We start from the raw sequence: 25000 nt of genomic DNA on the forward strand, positions 1-25000 counted from the left end.
TAGGATGCTCCTGTGTGGGCCCCCCGCGCCGGTCAGGTGCGGGGGGCGTGAACATTAGTTCAATGCCTCGCGAATTTGGGCCATGGCCTTTTCGACGTTTTCCAGGCTGTTGAAGGCACTGATACGGATAAACCCGTTTCCGCAGGAGCCGAAACCGGCCCCCGGGGTACAGACGACTCCCGCCTTGGTGAGAAGCAGGTCAAAGAACTCCCAGGAGTCGCATTTGCCGTTGATCCAGATGTACGGGGAGTTGTCCCCTCCCACCAGCTCGTACCCCAGGGCTGCCATCTCCTTGCGGATGATGGCCGCGTTGTTGAGGTAGTAGTCCACCAGTCCCTTGACCTGGGCCTTGCCCTCCTCGGAGTAGACGGCTGCCGCCGCTTTCTGGACGGGGTAGGAGACGCCGTTGAACTTGGTGCAGTGGCGGCGGTTCCAGAGGGCGTGGACCGAATGGGCGTTGCCGTCGGTGTCCCAGGCCTTGAGCTCTTTGGGAACCACGGTGAAGGCGCAGCGGGTACCGGTGAACCCGGCGGTCTTGGAGAAGCTGCGGAATTCGATGGCCACCTCTTTGGCGCCCTCCACCTCGTAGATGGAGCGGGGAATGCTCGGGTCGGTGACAAAGGCCTCGTAGGCGGCATCGTATAAAATGATGGCGCGGTTCTCTTTGGCGTAATCCACCCAGGCCTTGAGCTGCTCTTTGGTGACGGTGGTGCCCGTGGGGTTGTTGGGGAAGCACAGGTAGATGAGGTCTACGGGCTTTTCGGGCAGGGCGGGGATAAAGCCGTTTTCTTCCCGGCAGTCGAGGTAGACCACCCCGTCATAGCGTCCGTCGGTGTTGGCGCCGGTGCGCCCGGCCATGACGTTGGTGTCCAGGTAAACCGGGTAGACCGGGTCGGGGATGGCGATGGTGGCGTCCCCGGAGAAGATCTCCTGGATGTTGCCGGTGTCGCACTTGGCCCCGTCGCTGATGAAGATCTCATCGGGGGAGATGTCGGCGCCCCGGCTCTGGAAATCGTTTTCGGCGATGGCGTCCCGCAGGAAGGCGTACCCCTGCTCGGGGCCGTATCCGTGGAATCCCTCTTCGCTGGCCATGTCGTCCACGGCCTTGTGAAATGCCTCGACACAGGCCTGGGGAAGGGCTCGGGTCACGTCCCCGATGCCGAGTTTGATGACATCCATTTCAGGGTTGGCCTCCTGAAAGGCGGAGACGCGCTTGGCGATATCCGAAAAGAGATAGGATGCTTTGAGTTTTGTGTAGTGTTCGTTGATTCGAATCATGTGTCGTCTCCCTGTAAAACCAGTTGATATCACAATGTCGGTCGTCACTTAGGGGACGAGCATTGTGGGTCATGAAAACGCTGGAAGCGGAGGGCCGTTGGGATACCCCTTGCTTGAAACGCATGGGCGGGATGTCCTGGAGGCGGCTTGGGGGTGATCGGAATATCTCCTGATCACTGGGTCGCGGAATTATAGAATATTGTTCTCCGGGTGTCAAATACTTGTCAATTCCTCGAATGGGTAATCTGTGGCGATAAGCGTCCCGACTGAAGCCTTTGTCCGGTCCCCGGGGTTTGTGTGGCGGTTAGTTATAACACGTCGTTTGTATGAAGAAAATTCGGTGGCATGGTAACACGCGGCAAATGTTTGGATTCGGAGCGAGGCATCGCGACGTATCGGGGTGTGCGGCGATGTGTGAGAAAATGTTCTTCTTAAGGTAACGGCAAGGGGGCTTGATTTCCTTTTTTTATTCGTCTTTTGGCCTGTTTTTCCGAATCGCTTCTTCTCTTAGGCCTGTTTTGACAACCGTGGGGAAACATGGCACCATACCCTGCCCGAAGAGGAAACCGGGCACGAACCGCAACCTTATTCAGGAGTCATGAGACGTGAACCCTTCCCTGGAACAGATGGTGCGCTTATCCCGGCTTGACGGGGGAATGGTGCTTGCCGACGTGGATATTGCCGCTTTTATGGGGGCCTTTCTCCCTGAATTTCCGTCCGGTAAACGGGGCCTGCCCGGTGTGGACCTGCAGGCTGTCACCGGCCTTTCCGCCTTGTTTACCGATGCCGAAATCGAGCGCGCATCGGGGTTCCGCGTGCTGAAAAAGCAGGCGGAGTGGCTCTGCGGGAGGCTGGCCGTGAAGCAGGCTGCGGCAGAGGTGTTGTCTGTTTCACCCCGGGGCGTCACCGTGGACACCGAGCCCGAAGGGGCTCCCTTTCTGGCGGACCATTCAGCCACCCACATCTCCATCAGCCACTCCGGGGACCACGCCGTGGCCGTGGTGTCCACCCGAAAGGAACGGCGCGTGGCCGTGGACCTGGAACAGGTGGAGGCCGGTCGCATGCCCCACGTGGCCCGCGTGGCCTTTACCCCCCGTGAGATCGCCGAGCTGAACGGCGCCTCCGATGCCGAGTGGTACCGGCGCTGGACCCTCAAAGAGGCCTACCTTAAATACATCGCCAAGGGCTTTCACGAGAGCCTTAAAAAAGTGGAGATCCTGAACCGCGGCATCTGCCATAACGGCGAGGTGGTGACAGGCATCGCCTGGGACACCCCTGCCTTCCGGGACGGCTACCAGCTCAGCGTGGTCTGGCAGGCGTAACGCAAGAGGGATCTCGGGGTATAAAAAAAACGGGCCATCACCGATTCATGGGAATCGGTGGTGGCCCGTTGTGGTTGTGGGGAAACGAATGGTTGCGGATTGCCACGTCCGCTTGTGATAGCAACGTCTTGAGACGATGGCCAATCCATCTGTAAAACCTGTGTGGCAACCTTTTTAATAAGGTTGGCCGCCAGAGGCAGCCATGTTACCCGATGCAGAGGCTCCAGGTGAGAGCCAGGACCCCCGCCAGCACCAGATGGCTTTCGATGAGGAGTTCAAGCTGCACGCCTGCTAGGAGAAGATGGTTCTGGTAGGCGATGAGCAGGGTAAACATCAGCACCGGGCAGATCCAGAGGAGAAGGCCCAGGCTTGAGAAGATGCCCAGGGCGCTTATTAGCGGGAGCATCACGGCCAGGGTCACCAGCAGGTTCTTGAGCAGGCGGATGGTTTTTTTGTCCCCCAGGATGATGGGGAAGGTCTCCTGGCCAACGATGCGGTCCCCTTGCATGTCGAGAATGTCAAAAAAGACTGTCCGGGCAAAGACCATGCCGCAGGCAAAAATCAGGGCGGGAAGGGTGGCGAGGCCGAACCCGTTGTCGCTGGTGAGGGCAGGCAGCAGGGCGGTGACCGTGCCCCAGGCCGCGGTGATGAGGATGGTCTTGGAGCCGGGGATGTCCCGCAGGCATCGGTACCTGCCTTGGAAAAAGCGCTTGGGGATCACCGGGGCGTTGTAGGAGAGGCCCGCCAGGCTCATGCCCAGCAGCACGAGAAAGGCAAAGAGGCCCTGGCTGTAGGCCAGGAGAAGGCCCACGCCGCCGCCGGTGAAGGCAAATCCCGCCAGGGGCCATTTGTTCCGGTCGTAGAAATCGGCCCGCTCCGGGTCGTTGTAGCGGTCCGAGGAGATGGCGGTGAGGTGGTTGAAGATGTGCATGGACAGGACGTAGAGCATGGCCACGGCCGCGGGGATGAGCCAGCGGTCGATGCCCTGGAGCATGGAGCAGGCATAGGAGAGAAAGGCCGCCCCCAGGGCGAGGTAAGCGTTGCTGCGCAGCAAGGCCATCTTCAGGGCCGAAACCGGAATGCCGAAAAGATCCTTCTCACTTGCCGTGCCGCTTTCAATAAAACGGTAGACCTTGTTGATGATCCAGTTGGGGGTGGAGGCCCCTGCGGTGATGGCAACGGATTTTAAGTGCTTGATCCGGCTTAAGTCCAGCTCGTCGGTGTCCTCGATGTGAAAGGTGAGCTTGCCCGATTCCCTGGCCAGTTCTGCCAGGCGCTGGGTGTTGCCGCTGCTTTTGCCGCCCACCACCACCACGGCGTCGACGTTCTGGGCGATGGACAGGATGTCCGCCTGCCTTTTTTCCGTGGAGTCGCAGATGGTATCGAAGGTGAGGTAGTGGGGGTGGGTGCTGGCGATCCACGCCTTGACCTCGTCGTAAAAGTGCACGTTCTGGGTGGTCTGGGCCACGAGGATGGCATTTTCAAAATCCGGGAGGGCCTTGACCTCGTCAAGGGTTTCCACCACATGGCCCAGGCCGTGGGCGTAGCCGTTGAGCCCGATGACCTCGGGGTGGTCCCGGTCCCCGATGATGATGGCGTGGTGGCCTTTTTTTGCGTAGCGATGGATGATGCGCTGCACTTTGATGACCCGCGGGCAGGTGGAGTCGATGACGGAAAAGCCCGCGCCCTTGAGGGCCTCTTTGGCCTCGGGCGGAACCCCGTGGGCACGGATCACCACGGTGCCGTCGCCCTGTTCAGGGATCTCCGAGATGGCGGGGACCCCTTTTTCTTTGAGCAGGTCCAGGACCTGGGGGTTGTGGATCAGGGGGCCGTAGGTGCAGATGGGGCCGTCCTGGCCGTTGGAGGCGTCCAGGGCCGTTTCCACGGCTCGTCTGACGCCCATGCAAAATCCGGCGGTGCGCGCGATGATAATTTTCATGTTAGGCTGGTTCCAGAAGCGTGAGCAGGCGATTGAAGTCGTCATCGCCGTAAAACTCGATTTCAAGTCGGCCCTTTTTTCCCCGTTGCTTGATCTGGACCCTGTTGCCGAACCGGTGGCTCAGGCGTTCGGCAATGGTGTCGAGCTGGAGTTGGTGCGCAGAAGGCACCTCGGGCTCTTTTTCGGGTTGCTGGTTTTCGGTTTTGAGGCGACGGACCAGCGCTTCCGTCTGTCTGACGGAGAGGGCTTTTTCCAGAACGGTGCGAAAGGCCTCTTTCTGGGTGAGGGGGTTGTCCGTTCCCAAAAGGGCCCGGGCGTGTCCCATGCTGAGGCGGCCGTCCTGAATGCAGGCCTTGATCTCCGGCGGAAGCTGGCGCAGGCGCAGGAAGTTGGCCACGGCCGGGCGGCTCTTGCCCACCTTGGCGGCCATCTCCTCCTGGGTGAGGGAGAAGAGTTCCATGAGTCGGTGGTACGCGTCGGCTTCCTCAATGGGGTTCAGGTTTTCGCGCTGGATGTTCTCCACGATGGCCACCTCCAGGAGCTTGGCATCGGAGACCTCGCGGACCACCACGGGGACCGTGTCAAGTTCCGCCAGTTTTGCGGCGCGCAGGCGCCTTTCTCCGGCCACCAGCTCGTAGGCACCGGCCTCGGCGGCGCGGACCACCAGGGGCTGGATGATGCCCTGCTCCCGGATGGAGTCGGCAAGTTCCGAAAGCTCTTCATCGGAAAAGGTGTGCCGGGGCTGGTACCGGTTGGGGCTGATACGGTGGATGTCGCAGCGAAAGAACTCCTGGGACGATTCTGTGGCGTCGTCCAGCTGAAGGCTGCTTTCCGGGATCAGGGCGGAGAGGCCTCGGCCCAGGCCCTTTTTTTTGCGTGATTTGGCGGTAGTGGTCATGTTTTTTATCTCACCGTCTCTCTTGGTGAAGGTTATCGGCCCTGCGCGGCAGGGTCTGCTCAAGGTCCCGGTTCAACAGGGGCAAGGTCCGGGCGGGCCTTGCCCCCATCGGGCGCCATGTGTCTGAATGGTGGACGAGACATTTCGTCCGAAGGTTCCGGCCATGGGCGGCCGGAAAATGGAAGGGCGCGTTTGTGGCGGTGGTTGTGAACCGGTCACATCGCGTCGGGCGTCGGGGCTTACGGTGTCATCACCGCTCGACCACCTCTTTGGCCAGGGCCAGGTAACTCTTGGCTCCCACGGAGGAGGGGTCGTACAGAAAGATGGGTTCGCCGTAACTCGGCGCTTCGGAGAGCCGGACGCTCCTTGGGATACGCGTGGTGAAGACCAGGTCGTTGAAGTGTTTTTCAGCCTCTTCCGCCACCTGAAAGGAGAGGTTGGTGCGGCGGTCGAACATGGTGAGCAGGATGCCGCTGATGCGAAGGCGCGGATTCAAGCTGGCCTTGATGCGTTTTACCGTGTCGATGAGCTGGGTGAGCCCTTCCAGGGCATAAAATTCACTCTGCAGGGGGACCAGAATGGAGTCGGCCGAGGCCATGGCGTTGAGTGTGAGCAGGCTCAAGGAGGGAGGGCAGTCGATGACGATGTAATCAAAGGCCTCCTTTACTTCGTCCAGGAGCTCGCGCATCACCAGCTCCCGGCCTTCGTGGGCCATCATCTCCACCTCGAAGCCGATGAGCTCCACCCGGGCAGGAATCACGGAGAGTCCCTCCACGGCCGTGGGGTGAATGAGCGCCTGTGCGTCCGCGTCACCGATGAGGCCGTGATACAGGTTTTCCCGGAGGGCTGTCTTGTCGATCCCGATGCCGGTGGTGGCGTTGGCCTGGGGGTCGCAGTCCACGAGGAGGGTGCGTTTCCCGATCTTGGCCAGGGCCGTCGCCAGGTTGATGGATGTGGTGGTTTTACCCACGCCGCCTTTCTGGTTTGCTATGCAGATAATCTGTGCCATGGTCGTGGAGATTAGCATAAAAAAGGGGTTTTGCAAAGAAAATGAGCAAAAATCGGCGGCGCAGGTATTGCTCGTATAATTAGTGTGTTAGTTTCCTGTGGAATGGGCACGTCCACCCCGGAGGGTCCTGCCGGGGGGCCACCGGGGGCCGGTTGTGGGGCAGCAGGGGGTGTGCTAAAGTGGGCTGGCTGTGATGCGGGTCGGAGGCCGGGAGCCCCGGTTGTGACCCGCATCACAGACTAGGCGCATGGCGCAAGGTATGACATTTTAAAGGAACCTGCCGTATTTTGTCGGGCCTGAAAGGGCCGTTGCAGGACGAAACGAGCGCAATATTGAGGTGTGCATGAAAAAAAGAAGACGACCTTTTCTACGGGCTGTCTCCATGGCGATAATATGTGTGTTTCTCTGCGGTCAGGTGGCCTCGGCCATCACCATCCGCGAGGAGAACGAAGTGGCCGGAGAGTTCATCCGGATGATACGAGCCCAGTACCGGATTGTGGACGATCCCGTGGTCAACGATTACATCAACACCTTGGGGAACCGTATTCTCTCGGCCTTTCCGGAGCAGCACTTCAAGTACCATTTTTATGTGGTGCAAAGCGACGTGTACAACGCCTTTGCAGGACCCGGGGGGCACGTGTTTTTCCATAGCGGGCTGATCCAGGGGCTCCCTTCGGAAGAGGCCCTGGCGGGCATCGTGGCCCACGAAATCTCCCATGTCTACAGCCGGCACATTTCCGACCGCATCGAGCGTTCCAAAAAGATCGGCCTGGGGACCCTGGCCGGTGTGGCCGCCGGTATCCTCGTGGGGGTGGCCGGGGGGAACTCCGAGGCTGCCGGAGCCCTGACCCTGGGATCCCTGGCGGGCTCCCAGAGCGCGGCCCTGGCCTACAGCCGGGAAGACGAAATGCAGGCCGATCAGGTGGGCATGACCTATATGATGGAGGCCGGGTACGGCGGAGAGGAGATGCTCACGGCCCTGAAGACCATTCGCTCCAAGCAGTGGTTCGGGCCTTCCGAGATCCCCACGTACCTCACCACCCACCCCGCCCTGGAAGACCGGCTTGTTTATATCGGCAACTGGATCGAGGCCCATAAAGAGGAGCTCGACGCCCGAAGGAAGGTCATCGATCAGTCCGAGTTCCTGAAGATCAAGGCGCGCCTCACGGCCCTGTACACCCCGGTGGACCAGGCGGAAGAGCGGTTTTTGAACGCCATGGAGCGGGGCGATGCCCCCTTGTATACCGAGTACGGCCTGGCCCTTCTCATGGATCGCATGGGGAAATACGACAAGGCGGCCGTTCACATGCGGCGTGTCCTGGAAAAAAGAGCCTTTGACAAGGACGCACTCAAAGGGCTGGGTTGGATCTATTTTCATCAGGGCAAGCTTGCGGAGTCTCGCCGCCTGCTGGAGGGCGCCCTGAGCATGGACCCGGATGATTTTGAGAGCAACCTCTGGATGGGGCGCCTCCTTATTGAAGAGGGGGACTACGACGGAGCGGTGGACCGCCTTCTGCCCCTGGCAAGGGATTACGGCCCCGGGGCCCGGGCCCATTACGACCTGGGCAATGCCTATGCCAAACTGGGCAAGACCTTTGATTCCGCCTACCACCTCGGCCTCTCCTATCGGGCTTCAGGGGATCTTCGCAACGCCGTGTTCCAGCTGAAGCGCGCCAAGGAGATGGCGCCTGACGACGCCTCCCGCAAAGAGGTGGAAAAAGCCCTTGTATCGATTACGGGCAAGAAAAAGAAGAAGAAAGAGAAGGCCGAAGAGCCGAAACCGGAAGGGGACGTAAGTGGTGAATAGTGAATTGTGAGTGGTGAATAGGCACTGAATTTTTTTTAAGCGAGGCACCGCACATAACAAAGGGCCGCTTTCCCATGGGGAGGCGGCCCTTTTTTATGTTTTATGCGATGCGGGTGGGTGCCGTGAGGCGACCCGTTATTTGTCCACGGCGCGGTCGAAGTGGGAGAACTTCATGGTGAAGTTGCCCCGGCCCTGGGTGGCTGAACGAAGGGCGGTGGAGTAGCCGAACATCCTGGACAGGGCCACGGCTGCGTTGATCTCCTGGATGCCCGCGTTGGGGTTGATGGCTTCGATTTTGCCGCCACGGGAGTTGAGGTCGCCGATGACCTCGCCCATGAAGTCGTCGGGTACAAAGACCTCCACGGCCATCACAGGCTCCAGCAGGAAGGGGGCGCCGTTTGAAAGGGCCTCCCGCATGGCCATGGAGGCGCTGACGGAGAAGGCAAGCTCGGTGCCGTGGCCTTCCCGGGTGTCGGCTCCGGTGACCGTGGCTTCCACGTCCACCACCGGGTAGCCCAGGAGGGTACCGCTGTCCAGGGCGTCCATGACCCCTTTTTCGATGGCTGCGCTGAACTGGGGCGGCAGCTCCTCTTCGGAGAGGCTGTTGACGAACCGGTTGCCCTCGCCCAGGGCCAGGGGCTTGAGGGTGAGAGAGACCTGACCGTAGTGGCTCTGGCCGGCCATCTCGCGATCAAAGGTGGCGGTGGCGGAGGTCTCGTTTGTGATGCTCTCCCGGTAGACCACCTGGGGTTTGCCCACGTTGACGTCGGTGTTGAACTCACGCTGCATGCGGCTGATGATGATCTCCAGGTGCAGCTCGCCCATGCCCGAGAGGATGGTCTGGCCGGTGTCCTCGTCGGTGCGGACCTTCAAGGTGGGGTCCTCGGCCGTGAACTTGGCCAGGACCGTGTCCAGCTTGTCCTGGTCGGCGTGGGTCTTGGGCTCCACGGCGATGGAGATCACCGGCTCGTAGGTGTCGATGCGCTCCAGAATGATCTGGTTGTCGGCGTTGCAGAGGGTGTCTCCGGTGGAGGTGTCCTTGAGGCCCACGATGCCCACGATGCTTCCCGGGCCTGCTTCGGCCACCCGCTCTTTTCGATTTGCGTGCATCTGGAGGATGCGGGAGAGTTTCTCCTTCTTTTTCAGGAGGGGGTTGAACACCTCGCTGCCTGCGATGAGCTTGCCGCTGTAGATGCGGGCAAAGGAGAGCTTGCGGCCTTCAATCATGGAGACCTTGAACACCAGGGCGGACAGAGGCTCTTTGACCTTCTGCTCAAAGGTGAGGGGCTCGCCCGTGGTGGGGTTGGTGCCGTGGGCGGACGGGATGTCCACGGGGTTGGGCAGGTAGTCGCAGATGGCGTCAAGCAGGGGCTGGATGCCCTTGTTCCTCAGGGCCGTGCCGCAAAGGACCGGCACGATGGAGAGGTCGATGGTCCCCTGGCGCAGGGCTGCCTTGATCTGGTCGTTGGTGACGGGCTCCTCGGCCAGGTAGGCCTCCATGATCTCCTCGTCCACGTCGGAGAGGGCTTCGATCATGGCATCCCGGGCGGCTTCGGCGTCGTCGATCATGGCCTCGGGGATGGGGCTGGTTTCGAATTCAGCGCCCAGGGAGTCGTCGTTCCAGGCGATCATCTCCATGGCGATGAGGTCGATGACGCCCTGGAAGGACTCTTCGGCACCCACGGGGAGCTGGATTACCACGGGGTTGGCCCCCAGTTTTTCACGGATGGCGGTCACCGCGCCGTTGAAGTCGGCGCCGATGCGGTCCAGCTTGTTGATGAAGGCGATGCGGGGAACCTCGTACTTGTCGGCCTGCCGCCACACCGTTTCGGACTGGGGCTGAACCCCGCCCACGGCGCAGAAGACGCCGATGGCGCCGTCCAGAACGCGCAGGGACCGCTCCACCTCAATGGTGAAGTCCACGTGGCCCGGGGTGTCGATGATCTGGATCTGCTTGTTTTTCCACTGGCAGGTGGTGACCGCCGAGGTGATGGTGATGCCCCGCTCCTGCTCGTCGGTCATCCAGTCCATGGTGGCTTCGCCGTCGTGGACCTCACCGATTTTGTGGGACCGACCCGTGTAGTAAAGGATGCGCTCGGTGACGGTGGTTTTTCCCGCATCGATGTGGGCCATGATGCCGATGTTTCGTATCTGTTCTATTTTGGTCTTTTTCATGTGTGCGTGTTTTTCCTGATGGCCTCAAAAAAAGTCTGGCAAAAGGTGGTGGGGTTCACCAGCGATGCGATGGGTCACCAGCCCGCTGTGCGGCCTCATGGCCCGGGCGCGTGATATTGACTTTTTTTCGATCTTTATGTTGCAAACGGGGCGGGAGGTTCCCGTCGTCCGTCACTCTTCCTTTAATATGATGACACAGCCGGTCCCGTGTTAGGGGCATGTGGCTGTTGTGTTACGTGCTGCTTTTTCCCATGCCGGTCCCTATCGAACCATGAGCATGTCGGGGGCAAGGGGCTCGGAGATGTCGATGTGGCCGGCCAGGGTCTCTGCCCGCTCGCCCTCGATGAGGATCCGGACGGCATCGATCTCCGGGATGTTGACGGCCAGGGAGTTGACCACCGAATAGACGGTCAGCAGTTCCGAGGCCGCGCCCATGGGCTCCTCCCGGATCTCGCGGGAAAAATCCACCACCGCCACCTTGGGGTCGGTGATGTACAGGGCCCGCAGGCGGGTGGTTGCCGGCAGGGTTCGGGCACTGCCGCGTTCGGGGCCGTCAATGAGGGCCGCGATGATCTTCTGGCTCAGCTGCCAGGGATCTTTTGTGGTGGAGACGGTACGCTCCTCGGAGGTGAGGAAACGGCCGTCGCGCTGGGCAAAGTAGAGGAAAAAGCTCTCCTCTTCGATGCGTCCCGAGTGGCTGGCCGGAATGGGGGCCTCCGTGATGTTCCTCTGGGCGGCGTCGGGGCCCGAGAAAAAGGAGAAGATGGCCACGATGACCAGCGTTGCCACGGCTGCTGCCACAAAAACCCCGGTTTGTCCTTTACCGTCTTCGGTCATGGCTCCCTGTTGCCTTGCCCGGGGATTGCGTCCCGGTGTCTCAAGTGTGCGTCTGCCCGGGAACAGTCCCCAGGCAGGGTGAGCGGAACCCTTGGTACGGAATCCCATGGGTTCCGGGCCGTTGGCGACGGTTCGGGTACCGGTGGGGGTGGGTGCCGCTGTGAGCCAGCAAAATTTAGGCTATAATGAAAAGGTTGTCAAGAAATGAGGCACGGGATTGCTCCTGTATTCACGTATTTTAGTACGTCTGAGGGCTGCCCCGGCCCCAGGGGCTTTTGAGGCCTGCCATGGGGCCGAAGGGGAGGAAAGGGTCAGGGGAGGGCAGAAACCCTTGAAAGACGGGGGCTGCCCATGGGCTTTTTTTTCGGTCGTCGTTGTTATTTTTGCGTAAACGGGATATATGCCATCATGATGGATGGTTGGGTCTTGAAACAGGGGGTTTGAGAAGGGGCATGGAAGAACAGGGCAGTGCAGTGATAAACGACGGCAAGCAGCAGGAGTGGGTTAACCTGATTCGGGTGTTTACAAGTCCTGAAGATGAAAAAACACGGGACGTTCTGGTGCACCACATGCGCCAGATCCTGTTTGAACTCCACGACTTTCTGATCCAGAACGTGGGGATCACCGAGGCTGTGAGCCTTAAGGAGATCGCGGACCGGTGCACCGATACCGTGATGAACAGCCTGCCGGAAAAGCGCCTGGCTGATGTGGTCAGCGGGGTATTCGAAGATATCGCACCCCACGCCGTGAACGTGGCCTCTCCCTATTTTGTTGGGCACATGACGGCTGCCATTCCCTATTTTATGGTGCACTTAAAGGCCATTGTGGCTGCCCTGAACCAGAACGTGGTGAAGCTGGAAACCTCCAAAATGCTCTCCGTGCTGGAGAAGCAGGTGGTGGCCAAGGTGCACCGCATCATCTATCAAAAAGATGAAGCCTTTTACCGGGAGCACGTCCAGAACACCCACACCTCCCTGGGCTCCTTCACCGAAGGGGGCACCACGGCCAACCTTACGGCCCTCTGGGTGGCCAGGAACAGGGCCCTTGGTCCCACGGATTCCTTTGAGGGCGTGGAAATCGAGGGGCTGGCCGCTGCTTATGCCGCTCACAGCATCGACCGATGCGTGATCCTCGTCTCCAGGCGGTGCCACTACTCCCTTCGAAAATGCGGCGGGATCCTGGGTATCGGCAACGGCAACATCATCCCCGTGCCCGTGGACAACACCAACCGCATGCGGGTGGATTGCCTGAAAGAGATGCTGGAGGGCTTTAAAAAGGAGGGACGGACCCGGGTGGCCGCTGTGGTCACCGTGGCAGGGACCACCGAGACCGGTAACGTGGACCCCATTCCCGAGATCAGCGCCCTGTGCCGTAAAGAGGGCATCCATCTCCACGCCGACGCGGCCTGGGGCGGTCCCACCCTCATGAGCGAGACCTACGCCCACCTGCTCAAGGGCATCGAAGAGGTGGACTCCGTCACCATCGACGCCCACAAGCAGTTTTACATGCCCATGAGCTCGGGCATGGTCTTTTTCAAAGACCCCACCAGCCTGGACGCCGTGGCCTACCACGCCAACTACATCATCCGCAAAGGGAGCGTGGACTTAGGCAGCAAGACCCTTTCAGGATCCCGGGAGGCCAATTGCCTTATTCTGGACAGCGCCTTCAAGATCATGGGCAGCCGGGGCTACGGCATGCTTATCAACCACGGCATTGAGCTGGCCCGAAGTTTTGCCGAGGAGATCGAGCGCCGTAACATCTTCCAGCTGGTGACCCGGCCCGAACTCAACATTCTCACCTATCGCGTCTGCCCGACCCCCTTCCAGGAGGAGATGGCCCAGGCCTCCCCCGAGCGGATCCTTGAGATCAACGAGCATTTCAACGAAGTGAACCGCGCCCTTCAGCAGGAACAGCGGGAAGCGGGCAACAGCTTTGTCTCCCGGACCGTGCTGGAGCATGAGACCGTCTTTCCGGGGTATCCCGAGGGCAAGGTCGTTGTCCTTCGCTGTGTTCTCATGAATCCTCTGACCACCATGGAGGTGCTCAGGGATATCCTGGACGAGCAGGAGGCCATTTACGCTGCCTGGCTCAAGGGGACCACCACCCGCAAGAGCCGAAAACGCGTAGACGAGGGGTAGCCGCCGTGCTGTCCCGGGAGGGCGCGAATCCTTCTGCCATAAGTAACCACCCACCAGACACATGGATACCGTATGATTCTTTTTGACCAGCCCGGAAAAACCAATACCGACGATGTGCTGCGGTGCGTCAGGGAGCAAGGCGAGGCCCTGGGCATCAAAACCTGCGTTTTGGCAACGACAAGTGGTTACACGGCCCAGCGGGCCGCAGAGATCCTTAAGGGGTTCGAGGTGGTTGCCGTCACCCATTTTACGGGCCTTAAAGGGCCCAATGTCCAGGAGCTGGACCCGGACACGCGGGGGCAGCTTGAAGCCTCGGGCGTCAAGGTCCTCACCTGCGGTCATACCTTTTTCGGCATCGGCAGGGCCGTGCGCCTGCGGTTCAACACCTACCAGGTGGACGAGGTCATTGCCGAAACCTTAAAGCTCTTCGGAGCGGGACTCAAAGTGGCCGTGGAGGTGAGCCTCATGGCCGCCGACGCCGGTTTGATCCCTGCCGGCGAACATGTCATCTGCGTGGGGGGCTCCGGCAGGGGCGCCGATACCGCCGTGGTTTTGCGCGCCGTCAATACCGCCGACTTCTTCAAGATGAAAATCCGCGAGATCCTCTGCAAGCCCGCGTTTGACAACGACGCCAAAGCGTAACCCCAGGTTCGCACATGCCCCGGGGCTAAAGCCCTTTACACTTGCTTACGGGCTTGGCCCGTGGAAAGCCTCCTTGGCCTGGGGGCAGGCTTTTGAAACCCTCGACAAATGGTGTCTTGCAAGGTCTCCTCAAAAGCCTTGAAGGAAAGGCGAATGTGATTTTCCCCGAGGAACGAGGGGGGAAAGCGCATTCGCAACCAGCTTTCAAGCTGGCACACCTTGCCGCCGGAGGCATGCATTTGTTGCTCTTTTGTGGGAAGGGTGGTAGGTCGTGGGTATGAAAAACACAGAGACACAGACAGTAACGACGCGCATGTTCTGGTGGCGCTCCTGACGGAGCGGCACATGGACTTGTATTGTCTTCATTTGCCGCCGAAGGGCGACGAATGAATTGACACGTGCGTGCAATCGTCTCCTTCGGTGGTGTTAAACACATCCAAGGAGAACAAGATGTCTCAAAAAATCCTTACGGGCGATCGCCCCACCGGTTCCCTTCACCTCGGCCACTACGTCGGCTCCCTTACACAGCGCGTGGCGCTGCAGGACACCTCTTCCCAGACCATTCTCATTGCGGACATGCAGGGCCTGACGGACAACGGGCACACCCCTGCCAAGGTGTCCGGCAACATCCTCAATGTGCTGGCCGATTACCTGGCCGTGGGCATTGACCCCGATCGCACCGTGATCTGCCTTCAGTCGGGGCTGCCTGCCCTGGCCGAACTCACCATGTACTACGCCAACCTCGTGACGGTCTCCCGTCTTCAGAGAAACCCCACGGTAAAAGCCGAAATTGCCGGAAAGCAGTTCGGTGCGTCCATCCCGGCTGGCTTTCTTTCGTATCCCATCAGCCAGGCGGCAGATATTACCGCGTTTCGGGCGGACCTTGTCCCTGTGGGGGATGATCAGCTGCCCATGATTGAGTTGACCAATGAGGTGGTGCGCAAGGTCAACCAGGTCGCGGGCAGCGAGGTGCTGGTGGAGTGCCGCCCCCTTCTCAGCAAGGTCTCCCGCCTGCCCGGGGTGGACGGCAAGGCCAAGATGTCCAAGTCCCTGGGCAACGTCATCTCCCTGGGGAGCGGCGACGCCGAGATCGAGGGGGCCGTGAAGAAGATGTACACCGACCCCAACCACCTGCGCATCGAAGATCCCGGGTCCGTGGAGGGCAACGTGGTTTTCACCTATCTCGATGCGTTCTGCCCGGATGAAGCCCTTGTGGCAAGCCTCAAAGAGGACTACCGACGCGGCGGCCTGGCCGACAGCAAGCTGAAATCCCTTCTTACAGAATGCCTGCAGGAGCTGTTGGCTCCCATCCGCAGGCGCAGGGCTCGTTTTCTCGCAGACCCGGCCGGGCTGATGAACATCCTGCGCGCGGGCACGGAGAAAGCCCGGGCAGAAACCGAAGAGACCGCCCAAAAGGTCAAGGCCGCTTTTGGGCTGGATTTATTAAGATAGGGCCGTTTCTATGGTCAATGTGGGTAAAAAAAGCAGGCCTCCAGGTTCGGGAATGCTCTTTCGCCTTCGTTCCTCAGGCTCATCATATTCCCTGACGGGCTTCGCCCGTGAAAACATGAAAAAAACTTCGGGCAACATGAAGGTGCTTCAATAAGCCGTCACCTTATTTACGGGCAAAGCCCAAAGGCAAATGCGGAGGGGCTTTAGCCCCCTAACATTTGTGGACCTGGGGTCCAGGGGATTTATCCCCTGGCCGCTGGAGGCAAGGCTTTTGACTGGCTTTGGCCAGAGGGTGCTGCTTTTTCACCACTCCACCAGGGTCCCGTCCTCTTTTTCGGCGATGCGGATGTACCGGTAGAGGTCGAAGGTGCCCCCTTCCACGGGGTGGGCGTTGAGAAAGGTCCGGCAGTGCCAGTCGTATTCGTCCCAGAAGTCGGGGCTGGTGCGGCGGACCACGTGGCGCCTGGCCATGAGGTAGTAGGTGACCTCGTCTTTGACCTTGAGGTAGCGGTTGGCCAGGGTGTCCACCTTGTCAACGTCGATGCGCACAAAGGCGTTGGGGTAGCTTCCCACGTGGCCGCGAACGATGCTCAGGGTGTCGTCTTCGGGGCGGCGGCGCCTCTCTTCGCCGAACATGAAGGAGTTGTTGCTCAGGGCCTTGTTCTTGATGATGGTATAGGCCAGATCCTCCTGATTGGGCGGGGTGACCACCCGGAGAAAGGAGACGTCCGGGAACACCTCGGTCTTTCTTCCTTTGATAGCGGTGATGCGGCGCAGGGATTTTTCAACGGCGAGCCTTTGCGGGGTGTCCCCCTCGGTGGGGCAATGCCCGGAGGGGCAGCGGTTGATGGGGTCCTGTTGCGGGATGACGGGTCCCACATGGGCCAGTACCTGTTCAAAAAATTCGTCTTTCGGGGCCTGGGTTCCATAGGTGACGCCTGTTTCGCGGGAGAGGCCCAGCAAGGGGTTTTCGAGGTGGTTTTTGAGATCGGCGCGGGTGCCCTGGTACCAGTCTTTTCGCATCTCTTCGCGTCGGTTGCTGGGCATGAAGCTTAAAAAGTTGTTTTCGCCTTCCATGCGGAGAAAGTCCATGTAGAGGCGGGTGACGGCCTGGTGCCCCACGTTGCCGTAGACATCAAAGCCCGCCACAAGCAGGTAGTGGATTCTCTCCAGCAGGGGAAAGTCCACCACCCAGGCGGTCTTGGGGACCTGGCCCACCAGGCCTTTGAGGACGGTGGCGCTGTCGAAGTGACGGAACACGGTGAGCAGGGCGTTGTCGTTGGTGCCACCGTCTCCGTCCCAGATGTGGGTGATGTCGTTGCCGATGTGGTCGGGGTGGAGGCGGTCGATATAGTCGTCTTTGGTCTTGAGGTACTTTTTCTGGTTGCGGGAGTAGGTGAACCAGATGCTGAGAATGTTGAGGGTGTTTTCCTTTTCTCCGGGAAGGGCCAGCAAGGGGCTCACCTCCGCGAGGAAGTCGGAGTCGTTGCTGATCATGTCCTTGTCCGGGTCGAAAAAGGCCACGAAAAAATGGTCGTTGATCACGTTGAGGGCCACCTGGCCCCTGCAGACCGGTCCTTTGATAAATCCGTTCACAAAAAAGTGGGCATCGTCCAGGAGAAACCGGTACCGGGAGGCGGCCGGGAGCTGGGCAAAGGCCCGCAAGGGGTTGGCTGCGGTGTTCGGGTCGAAGGAGGGCAGGCTGGAGACCTCATAGGCTGGCGAAAAAAAGAGGTCGTTGAAGCGTCTCATCTTGGTATCGGAAAGCCGGTAGACGGTGTGGTCCTTCACCACCACGGCGGGGGTCTTTTTCAACCGGTAATAAAAGGGGCGGATGCCCGGGGCGTCGTAGGGGCGCACGCTGGGAATTTCGTCCACGGGCTCTCCGGGAGGTGTGGTGGAGCGCACCAGGCGGTAGAACTCCCGGCTGGGCAGGCCCTCAAAGTGGATATGGGCGATGAAGAGGTGCTCGTAGATGTAGCGGCTTACGAGCTGTTCCCGCAAGGAGGTGCCGTTAAAAAAGAGCTCCCAGCGGGCGATGATGTCGGCTGCCTGCGGTGATGTTGTTTCTGGTTGTCTCATGAGCCCGCCGTCTGCGATCCATTTCAGGATGGCGTCGTGTTCCTCCCTGGTGAGCCCGGGCAGGGCGTAGGGCATGCCCCACAGGGGATAGCGCTCCTCAAAGCTGTCAAAGGACTCGCTGGGTTCGCAGTTGTTGGCCTTGGCCAGGGAGAGGTCAAAGGACTGGGGCAGAAGCTCCTTTTTTGGCTGGGGGTTTTTCGCCTTTAATTCCAGCATCCGGGCCAGGACGGAGTTCTCCCGGTTGACGGAAGGCTCCTGGGTGCGTTCGTTAAGGACCGGGTGAAACCCCCTGTCCCGCCACCCCGGGGTGGTGTCCGCGTCGATGAAGAGTCGGGTGGGATCGTCTGCCGTGATGCGGGAGGCGTTGTACACCATGAGCGAGGTGGCCCCCCGGTCCACCCCTTCAAAGGAGGTGAGCTTCAGCTGGCAGGGGGCATCGTAACAGCTGTGGCAGGCGCTGCACCGTTTTTCCAGGATGGGTCGGATGTCTTCATAATAGGTGAGCCCTGTCCTCGGCTCCCCGTCTACCCGGGAGACAACCTGTTCCGGCCCGTACCTGTCGTTGAAGACCTTGGCCTGCTGCACGCCGCAGCCGATGAGAAAGAGTCCCACACACAAGAGTAACGCCTTCCATTGTTTTCCCATGGTGCCTCCCTGATAGTGAAAAAGGAAAAAGCCTCCAGCGGGTCGCTTTTTGAAATAAGCTCCGCAAAAACGTTTCGGTAGCAGCCCTCTCCGTCAGCCCCTGCAGGGCTGACGGAGAGGGCTGCTGTAAAATCGAATGAACATGTCAACACGACCCCATACTGTCCATTACGGGCGAAGCCCATCAGCACATGTGACGTCCCTGAGGAACGAAGGGACGGAGCATGTGCAATCCTGGGGTGCAGGGAATTTATCCCCTGCCCGGCGGAGACTGTTTTTTTCTGTTACTTCAATCGTATGGTATCGATGGCCTCCGGTTTGAAGGGCACGAATTCCGGGATATTGGCCGCCATGGTGGGGTGGCTGAATCGGTGGAGCCGGATGGCCGGGGCGTCGGTGCCGTCTTCATTGACATGGGTGAGAAAAAGCTCCGTTGTCATGGCGCGGTTTTTGGACGCAAAGACGAGCCATTTGCCGTTGGGGGACCAGGCGTGCCAGGAGTTCATGCCGGTGCGGTTGCAGGTCATTTTTCGGGGGGAGCCCCCGGTGGCCGGAACGATGTGAAGGGTGCTGTCCGGCTGGAGCATGAGCCCGCTCCGGCTTTGGGTGAAGACCACCCAGTTTCCGTCCGGGGAGACCCGGGCAAAGTAGTTGCTCATGCCGTTGTTGCTGGCGCCTTCAAGGGGGGTGGCCATGCCCCCTTTTCCGTTATCAAAGGGAAGGCGGCAGATATCGAACCGGATCGGGTATTGCCGGTTGAGTGCGTCGATGCCCTTGGGGGAGGAGAGGATACGGATGTTGCCGAGGTTCGGGTGGTAAGCGTTTTTGGTCTCGGCCCGGGCAAAGAGCAGGGCGGATCCGTCCGGGGTCCAGCTGGGATCGGTGTGGGTAAAGTCCCAGTCGTCTGCGCCTTTCAGCGGAGCAAAGGTTTGTGTGTGCCGGTCGTAGGTCCCCAGGAAGCCGAAGGTGGGGAAAAAGAGCTGGGAGTAGGCGGCATCGCCGGTGGTGACCATGAAGCCGATGTCGTTCACCGGCCCCACCATAAAGCGTCCTGAAGGGGAGATCCTTGCGAAACTTCCCCGTGGGGGCGGGAAGAACGGAGGCGTGGGGTAGTCGCTCCAGCTCATGGTGTCGTTATGGGTGATCTCCATGACTCGGGAAACGGGTTTCACCCACTGGGCACCGCTGTCTCCTTTCACATTCATCTCCATGGCAAGGAGGCGGCCGTCGGTGGTGGCCTGGTGGCAGCCGCTACAGGTGGGCTGGCCCGTCATGACGGTTTTGGGGGCGTGGTTGGCATCCACCGCGCCGAGCTTCCAGGTGATGCGCCGGATATCGTCTTCTGAAAATCCATAGGGCAGGGGGAGCTGGCGGTAGAGGATGGAGGCGTTCACCGGGTCGTTGGAGATAAAAAAGCGCCGCGTTGAAGGGGCCATGCCGGGGCTGCCTGCCCGTGAGATGCAAAGGGTAACGGGGGCGCCGGTGGCTTCTTGCTTGATGCGGTGCCACAGGCCCGGGTCGGGCTGCCAGGGGGCGGCTGGTACCTCCCGGCGGATGGGAGGGCTTTTGGGAAGGCGGATCTCCACGAGCCAGGGTGCTTCGTTTTGACCGGACCCCCTCCATTCAAATAGGGGCGGGGCCATGTCCCGGGGGTAGATCGCCCCTTCGAGGGGTTCGAGGATCTCCACGGTGTCCGCTGGCGCAAGGGGGGCGGTGTGCGTGACGGGCGGGGCGCACCGGGCGCACAGGAGGGCTGCGGCGAGGAGGAGGATCCACGGCCGCGGCATCTCAGCTCACCCTGGCCTGGAGGCGTTTGATTTCGTCGATGTTGCCCATGACCACCAGGGTCATGCCCGAGGCCAGCAGGGTGTCGGCCTTGGGGTTGAAGAGGGTGGTCTCTTTGTCCTTGAGCCCCAGGACCAGAAGGTCGTGTTCCCGCCTCAGGTCGGTTTCGGAGAGTCGCCGGCCGTCCATGGGGGAGCCCGGGGTGATGGGCAGCTCGTGGATCCGTAAGGGGCCCTGTTCGCTGCGCAGCATCTGATCCAGAAAGTCCACGGCGGCTGGCCGGACCATTTCCGAGGCCATGCGCAGGGCACCGATGGTGTTGGGGGAGACGATGCTGTCGGCCCCTGCCTTGGTGAACTTGGGGGCCATTTTCGGGTCGCTTACCTGGGCGACGATGCGCAGGTCTTTGTTCATCATACGGGCGGTCATGGTGACGTAGAGGCTGTCCTTGTCCTGGGGCAGGGCAATGACCACCCCCTTGGCCCGGTCGATGCCAGCCTTTTCCAGGTTGGCGTCGTCGGTGGGGTCCCCCTCGATAAAGAGGATGTGGTGTGCCGAAAGGCTTGCTGCGGCAGGGTCGTTTTCCTGCTCGATGATCACCACCTGCTCTCCGCAGGTGAGCAGCTCGTTGGCCAGGGGGCGTCCTGTTTCGCCACCCCCCACCAGGATGATGTGACCGGTGAGGCGATTGATCTCTCGGTTCATGCGTCTTCTCCTTCGCACACCGGAAAGTTCCCCTTCGATGAGAAAGGCGGTGATGGAGCTGATGGCATAGAGAATGAACCCCATGCCGAAGGTGATGAGGCCCATGGTGAAGATCTGGGCCGCGATGCTGCTGGAGACGTCCAGGATCTCTCCGTAGCCCACACTGGTGATGGAGATGACCGTCATGTAGAGGCAGTCGATCCAGCGCTCCTGGCCATGGAAGATGAGGAAGTAGCCGGCGGTGCCGATGGCCACCACCACGAGGATGCCCAGCAGAAAGGTGGTGATTCGCTTCTGAATCATGGACGGTGCCTCCTCCGGGGAGCGTTCCCGGGTTTGCGAATGCCCCTCGGGCTAAGCGGCTTGGGGTGGTTCGTGTGTCGATGTCTTTGAAAGACGGTGGCCGTTACGGTGCGCTTCGTAAGAATGCACGTTTTATGTCTAATAATAAGGTGACACAAATTGGCCGTGAAATCGATGGCCGGAGATTTTTTTTCCATGGGCGGGGGCCCGGGAAGGCGTGTTCAGGTCCGGGGGGCATAAGCCTCCCCGGACCCTGTCGTGATTCGCGGAGCTTTAGTGCTTTGCCGCTTCGGCAAAGCCAAGCTCAAAGGCTTTCAGGTTCACGTCCACAAAGGCTTTTTTGGTCTTGGTGGAGATGGCCTCGCGGATGGCGTCGGCGCTGATGGGCAGGACGCCGGTCTCAATGAGGGCGCCCAGGAGCACCATGTTCACCGAAAGGACGTTGCCGGCCTCTTCGGCGAGCTTGACGGCGTCAAAGGCGATGAGGCGCCTGGTTTTGTTTGCCAGCAGCTCGGTGACCTTGTCGATCTCCGGGTACACCCCTTTGCCGATGGCCACGGTAAAGGGGGGCAGGGGGGAGAGGTTGGTGATGGTCACGGTCTCTTCTTTGCAGCGTCCCAGGGCCCGGAGGGCCTCGGAGGGCTCAAAGCTGACGAAGACATCGGCTTCGCCGTCAGAGATGATGGTGCTTTCGGCATCGCCGAAGACGATGGAGGATTCCACCACCCCGCCCCTCTGGGCCATGCCGTGTATCTCGCTCATGTGCACGGGGATGCCCTGGAGCAGAGCCGCTTCGCCCAGAACCCGGGACGCCAGGAGGTTGCCCTGTCCGCCCACCGCCACGATGATCAGTCTTTTGGTATCCATATGGGTGTCACCTTGTGTTGAAAAAAGGTTATGACGAAGGCTATGCCCGTTTTTTTGGAAACGGGCGTGGCCGGTGTCGTTCATGGAGCCGCTCTGCCTACTTTTTCACGGGCAGGATGGCGTTTTCAGGGCAGATCTGGGCGCAGATGGCGCAGCCGGCGCACATATCCTCGTTGATCCGGACCCGTCCCCCTTCGGTGGTGAAGGCGGGGCAGGCGATGGTGTCGATGCAGTCCCTGTGGTTCTTGCACTTCTCGGGGTTCACCTGGAACTTCTTGCCGGTGAGCTGCTTGAGGCTCTTGGCGTAGAGGGTGCACTTCTCCTTGGCGATGACCACCGAGACCCCTTCAAACTCCACGGCTTCCTTGATGGCAGCGATGCTCTTCTTGAGGTTGTAGGGACGGACCACGGAGACGTGCTTGACGCCTGCGGCTTTCACGAGCCCTTCGATGTCGATGGAGTTGTACCCTTCAAAACCCATCTCGTCCATGTCCACGCCGGGGTTGGGCTGGTGGCCCGTCATACCGGTGATGCGGTTGTCAAGGATCACCAGGGTGAAGTTGTGGTTGTTGAACACCGCGTTCATCAGGCCCATGATGCCGGAGTGGAAGAAGGTGGAGTCTCCGACAAAGGAGATGACCTTCTTGTCCGTCACCGTGGAAAAACCTGCCGAGGTGCTGGTGGAGGCGCCCATGCAGAGCACAAAGTCCCCGGTGGCAAGGGGAGGCATAAAGCCCAGGGTGTAGCAGCCGATGTCCGAGGGGAACATGACGTCCATGCCCTGGGTGGCCTGCTTCACCGCGTAGAATGTTGCCCGGTGGGAACAGCCGGCGCAGAGGTTGGGGGGACGGTTGGGGATTTCGGGTACGTTGGAGGTGTCCACGCTCTGGCTGGGGACCGGGGCCAGCTCAAAATAGGAGGCCATGACGTTGCGGACCATCTTGGGGTCGAATTCGTAGAGGCGGGAGAAGAGGTGTTCCCCTTTGCCGCAGATGGGCAGGGTGAGCCCGTTCTCCTGGGCCACGGCCTTGACCGCCTCTTCCATGAAGGGCTCGCCCTCTTCCACCACGAGGACCTTGTCGCAGCCCTTGATGAAATCGAGGACCAGGGCTTTGGGCAGGGGGTTGGAGAAGCCGATGCGCAGGATTTTTACCTTGTCGGTGGCGCCTAAGTCCTTGAGGCCGTCTTTGACGTAGCTGTAGCTGACACCGTTGACGATGACGCCCAACGATCCGCTTCCGTCCACCTTGTTGAGGGGGGAGGTGCAGGCGATCTCTTCTGCTTTGTCCAGGTTGGCCAGGAGCTTTACGTGGAGGCCCCGTGAGACGGCGGGAACGGTGACGCAGCGCATGGGGTCCTTGGTGAAGTCGCCCTTGGTTTTGCGTTCGGTGATCTCGCCCAGCTCCACCACGCCGGTGGAGTGGTTGATGCGGGTGGTGGTCCTCAGGATCACGGGCTCGCCCAGGGCTTCGGAGAGTTCAAAGGCCTGCTTGGTCATCTCCTTGGCTTCGGCAACGGAGGAGGGCTCCAGCACGGGGAGCCCGGCGAGCTTGCCGTAGTAGCGGTTGTCCTGCTCGTTCTGGCTGGAGAACATAAAGGGGTCGTCGGCGGTTAAGATCACCATGCCGCCGGTGACGCCGATGTAGGCAAGGGTGAGAAGGGCGTCGGCCGCCACGTTCATCCCCACGTGCTTCATCACGCACATGCTTCGTACGCCGCAGTTCGCCGCTGCCGCAGACACCTCCACGGAGACCTTTTCATTGATGCTGTACTCGAAATAGAGATCGCTTTCTTTCGACATCTGAAAAAAGTTGAGGGAAATCTCCGACGAAGGCGTCCCGGGATAAGAGGCGGTAAACGCGACGCCGGCTTCAATGGCGCCCCGTGCAATGGCCTCGTTGCCCAGCATGAGCATCTTCTGGCCCGGGTTGTCTGTGAGAAGCTTGTGCATGGCAAAATTCCTTATGGATGGGTGTTGACGTTCTCGTTAAAGTTAAATCTCCATTTTTTTAGACGTGATAGCCCCGAATGTCAAGGCCTTGGGCCACTGACGCCGGGGAAAAACAGGAAGACGCGGGGGTTGCCTTCTCTTCGGACGGTCATAATAAGGAGGGGTTTCGGACCGTTTCTCTGCCGGATGGGCACCCTGTCTTCAGGCGGTGTTCTTTTCGGTGCAGATGGGTTAAAAAGAAGGTTCGAAAATGAACAAGATGTTCGTTTCGAGAGGTAAAAAAGTGCGGAAATGTTCGTCTTGGAAAACCTTCGCCTGTCATGGCCCAAAACCCTTTACAAGGCCTCTGGTTATACATTAAGAGGAAGTGTAATTTGTTTAAGATCGGGCCGTTTGGTGTTGTTTTTTCCAAAGGAACAGACGCTTGAGATGCCCGTCAACATATATTTACGCAACGGTGTCGCCGCGTTAAGGCCGGCCCCGTTGTCTGGGAAGGGTGGTACGCTCCTATGAGTAAATCCGTTATTCTTGTTCTGGCCACACGGAACAAGGGAAAGACCGAAGAGATCCGGGCCCTGCTGGCCGGGTTCCCGGTTGAATTGAAGAACCTCGACGACTTCGGGCCCATTCCCGAAGTGATTGAGGATGGGGACACCTTTGACGATAACGCCTATAAAAAGGCGAGTTTTACGGCTCGTGTTCTGGGCTACCCTGCCATCGCCGATGATTCGGGGCTGGTGGTGGAGGCCCTGAATGGTGAGCCCGGGGTCTACTCGGCCCGATATGCCGGGGAGAACGCTGACGACGCAGCCAATAACGCCAAGCTTCTGGAACAGATGGCTGGTGTTGAAGATCGCAGAGCGGCGTTTCAGTGTGTTCTCTCCATCGCCATGCCCACCGGGCAGGCCCTAACCTATGAAGGTCGCTGCGACGGGGTGATTGCCCAGGCACCTTCGGGAGAGGGCGGCTTTGGCTACGACCCGCTCTTTTTCTGCCCCGACAAAGGGAAAACCTTTGCGGAGCTGACCATGGAAGAGAAAGGGGAGATCAGCCACAGGGGTCGGGCCTTGAAAGAAGTGGCGGACGAATTCGACAAGGTGCTGACCTGGATCGACATGCACACGCCGGTTCAGGAGCGGTTTGAGTGCAAGGGGTGCTGATCAGG

Annotated in this window: 17 protein-coding genes; 6 read left to right on the forward strand and 11 right to left on the reverse strand. The window is 60.1% G+C overall.

Annotated features, from left to right (window positions below):
• Window positions 1-54: 54 nt before the first annotated feature.
• On the reverse strand, window positions 55-1278 hold the full coding sequence (locus tag MSL71_RS16885) for an LL-diaminopimelate aminotransferase (RefSeq protein WP_180142576.1): 1224 nt from the start codon (window positions 1276-1278) through the stop codon (window positions 55-57).
• A gap of 605 nt (window positions 1279-1883) precedes the next feature.
• Between MSL71_RS16885 and MSL71_RS16890 the strand changes: the two genes are divergently transcribed.
• A complete protein-coding gene (locus MSL71_RS16890; RefSeq protein ID WP_180142578.1) occupies window positions 1884-2600 on the forward strand; it encodes a 4'-phosphopantetheinyl transferase family protein in 717 nt (238 codons plus the stop codon).
• A 205-nt stretch (window positions 2601-2805) separates the two neighbouring features.
• Here MSL71_RS16890 and ispH read toward each other — a convergent pair whose 3' ends face one another.
• The 3 genes from ispH to MSL71_RS16905 form a co-directional block, all read right to left on the reverse strand.
• Window positions 2806-4539 (reverse strand): 4-hydroxy-3-methylbut-2-enyl diphosphate reductase, encoded by a 1734-nt coding sequence (gene ispH / locus MSL71_RS16895; protein WP_180142580.1) that lies wholly within the window; start codon window positions 4537-4539, stop codon window positions 2806-2808.
• 1 nt (window position 4540) lies between these two features.
• On the reverse strand, window positions 4541-5437 hold the full coding sequence (locus MSL71_RS16900; RefSeq protein ID WP_180142582.1) for a ParB/RepB/Spo0J family partition protein: 897 nt from the start codon (window positions 5435-5437) through the stop codon (window positions 4541-4543).
• 250 nt (window positions 5438-5687) lie between these two features.
• Entirely contained in the window at window positions 5688-6446 is a 759-nt protein-coding gene (locus tag MSL71_RS16905) for a ParA family protein (protein WP_180142584.1), read from the reverse strand.
• Window positions 6447-6828: 382 nt separating this feature from the next.
• On the opposite strand from MSL71_RS16905, the gene MSL71_RS16910 reads away from it, so the two are divergent.
• Window positions 6829-8253 carry a M48 family metallopeptidase gene (locus MSL71_RS16910; protein ID WP_180142586.1) on the forward strand — a complete coding sequence of 475 codons (1425 nt, stop codon included), beginning with the start codon at window positions 6829-6831 and terminating at the stop codon, window positions 8251-8253.
• 135 nt (window positions 8254-8388) lie between these two features.
• On the opposite strand, the gene fusA is transcribed toward MSL71_RS16910, so the two are convergent.
• A complete protein-coding gene (gene fusA, locus MSL71_RS16915) occupies window positions 8389-10428 on the reverse strand; it encodes an elongation factor G (RefSeq protein ID WP_180142588.1) in 2040 nt (679 codons plus the stop codon).
• A gap of 261 nt (window positions 10429-10689) precedes the next feature.
• Window positions 10690-11265, reverse strand: a complete 576-nt coding sequence (locus MSL71_RS16920) for a GerMN domain-containing protein (RefSeq protein ID WP_180142590.1) — start codon at window positions 11263-11265, stop codon at window positions 10690-10692.
• A 452-nt stretch (window positions 11266-11717) separates the two neighbouring features.
• On the opposite strand from MSL71_RS16920, the gene MSL71_RS16925 reads away from it, so the two are divergent.
• From MSL71_RS16925 to trpS, 3 genes are all read left to right on the forward strand, one after another.
• Window positions 11718-13403 carry a pyridoxal-dependent decarboxylase gene (locus MSL71_RS16925; RefSeq protein ID WP_180142592.1) on the forward strand — a complete coding sequence of 562 codons (1686 nt, stop codon included), beginning with the start codon at window positions 11718-11720 and terminating at the stop codon, window positions 13401-13403.
• A 72-nt stretch (window positions 13404-13475) separates the two neighbouring features.
• Window positions 13476-14045, forward strand: coding sequence for a pyruvate kinase alpha/beta domain-containing protein (locus MSL71_RS16930; RefSeq protein ID WP_180142595.1), 570 nt, complete (start codon window positions 13476-13478; stop codon window positions 14043-14045).
• 450 nt (window positions 14046-14495) lie between these two features.
• Window positions 14496-15497 (forward strand): tryptophan--tRNA ligase, encoded by a 1002-nt coding sequence (trpS, locus tag MSL71_RS16935; protein ID WP_180142597.1) that lies wholly within the window; start codon window positions 14496-14498, stop codon window positions 15495-15497.
• 303 nt (window positions 15498-15800) lie between these two features.
• Here the strand turns inward: trpS and MSL71_RS16940 are convergent, their stop codons facing one another.
• The 5 genes from MSL71_RS16940 to iorA form a co-directional block, all read right to left on the reverse strand.
• Complete coding sequence (locus MSL71_RS16940; RefSeq protein WP_180142598.1) at window positions 15801-18224, reverse strand: fatty acid cis/trans isomerase; 2424 nt, start codon at window positions 18222-18224, stop codon at window positions 15801-15803.
• Window positions 18225-18508: 284 nt separating this feature from the next.
• The gene (locus tag MSL71_RS16945; RefSeq protein ID WP_180142600.1) at window positions 18509-20011 is read right to left on the reverse strand and encodes a TolB family protein; all 1503 of its coding nucleotides are present in this window, start codon (window positions 20009-20011) and stop codon (window positions 18509-18511) included.
• A gap of 1 nt (window position 20012) precedes the next feature.
• The gene (locus tag MSL71_RS16950; RefSeq protein WP_180142602.1) at window positions 20013-21017 is read right to left on the reverse strand and encodes a potassium channel family protein; all 1005 of its coding nucleotides are present in this window, start codon (window positions 21015-21017) and stop codon (window positions 20013-20015) included.
• A 273-nt stretch (window positions 21018-21290) separates the two neighbouring features.
• Entirely contained in the window at window positions 21291-21884 is a 594-nt protein-coding gene (locus MSL71_RS16955; RefSeq protein WP_180142604.1) for an indolepyruvate oxidoreductase subunit beta, read from the reverse strand.
• Between the two features lie 97 nt (window positions 21885-21981).
• Window positions 21982-23835 carry an indolepyruvate ferredoxin oxidoreductase subunit alpha gene (gene iorA / locus MSL71_RS16960; RefSeq protein WP_180142606.1) on the reverse strand — a complete coding sequence of 618 codons (1854 nt, stop codon included), beginning with the start codon at window positions 23833-23835 and terminating at the stop codon, window positions 21982-21984.
• A gap of 509 nt (window positions 23836-24344) precedes the next feature.
• Between iorA and MSL71_RS16965 the strand changes: the two genes are divergently transcribed.
• Window positions 24345-24995 carry an XTP/dITP diphosphatase gene (locus MSL71_RS16965; RefSeq protein WP_180142608.1) on the forward strand — a complete coding sequence of 217 codons (651 nt, stop codon included), beginning with the start codon at window positions 24345-24347 and terminating at the stop codon, window positions 24993-24995.
• Window positions 24996-25000 lie beyond the last annotated feature (5 nt).

This window comes from Desulfoluna butyratoxydans, assembly GCF_900699765.1.
GTDB lineage: Bacteria > Desulfobacterota > Desulfobacteria > Desulfobacterales > Desulfolunaceae > Desulfoluna > Desulfoluna butyratoxydans.

What these genes read in the sequence shown, in the direction of transcription:
- MSL71_RS16885 (WP_180142576.1), bottom strand. Translation starts at nt 1,278, where the DNA reads ATGATTCGAATCAACGAACACTACACAAAACTCAAAGCATCCTATCTC.
- ispH (WP_180142580.1), bottom strand. Translation starts at nt 4,539, where the DNA reads ATGAAAATTATCATCGCGCGCACCGCCGGATTTTGCATGGGCGTCAGA.
- MSL71_RS16900 (WP_180142582.1), bottom strand. Translation starts at nt 5,437, where the DNA reads ATGACCACTACCGCCAAATCACGCAAAAAAAAGGGCCTGGGCCGAGGC.
- MSL71_RS16905 (WP_180142584.1), bottom strand. Translation starts at nt 6,446, where the DNA reads ATGGCACAGATTATCTGCATAGCAAACCAGAAAGGCGGCGTGGGTAAA.
- MSL71_RS16910 (WP_180142586.1), top strand. Translation starts at nt 6,829, where the DNA reads ATGGCGATAATATGTGTGTTTCTCTGCGGTCAGGTGGCCTCGGCCATC.
- fusA (WP_180142588.1), bottom strand. Translation starts at nt 10,428, where the DNA reads ATGAAAAAGACCAAAATAGAACAGATACGAAACATCGGCATCATGGCC.
- MSL71_RS16920 (WP_180142590.1), bottom strand. Translation starts at nt 11,265, where the DNA reads ATGACCGAAGACGGTAAAGGACAAACCGGGGTTTTTGTGGCAGCAGCC.
- MSL71_RS16925 (WP_180142592.1), top strand. Translation starts at nt 11,718, where the DNA reads ATGGAAGAACAGGGCAGTGCAGTGATAAACGACGGCAAGCAGCAGGAG.
- MSL71_RS16930 (WP_180142595.1), top strand. Translation starts at nt 13,476, where the DNA reads ATGATTCTTTTTGACCAGCCCGGAAAAACCAATACCGACGATGTGCTG.
- trpS (WP_180142597.1), top strand. Translation starts at nt 14,496, where the DNA reads ATGTCTCAAAAAATCCTTACGGGCGATCGCCCCACCGGTTCCCTTCAC.
- MSL71_RS16940 (WP_180142598.1), bottom strand. Translation starts at nt 18,224, where the DNA reads ATGGGAAAACAATGGAAGGCGTTACTCTTGTGTGTGGGACTCTTTCTC.
- MSL71_RS16945 (WP_180142600.1), bottom strand. Translation starts at nt 20,011, where the DNA reads ATGCCGCGGCCGTGGATCCTCCTCCTCGCCGCAGCCCTCCTGTGCGCC.
- MSL71_RS16950 (WP_180142602.1), bottom strand. Translation starts at nt 21,017, where the DNA reads ATGATTCAGAAGCGAATCACCACCTTTCTGCTGGGCATCCTCGTGGTG.
- MSL71_RS16955 (WP_180142604.1), bottom strand. Translation starts at nt 21,884, where the DNA reads ATGGATACCAAAAGACTGATCATCGTGGCGGTGGGCGGACAGGGCAAC.
- iorA (WP_180142606.1), bottom strand. Translation starts at nt 23,835, where the DNA reads ATGCACAAGCTTCTCACAGACAACCCGGGCCAGAAGATGCTCATGCTG.
- MSL71_RS16965 (WP_180142608.1), top strand. Translation starts at nt 24,345, where the DNA reads ATGAGTAAATCCGTTATTCTTGTTCTGGCCACACGGAACAAGGGAAAG.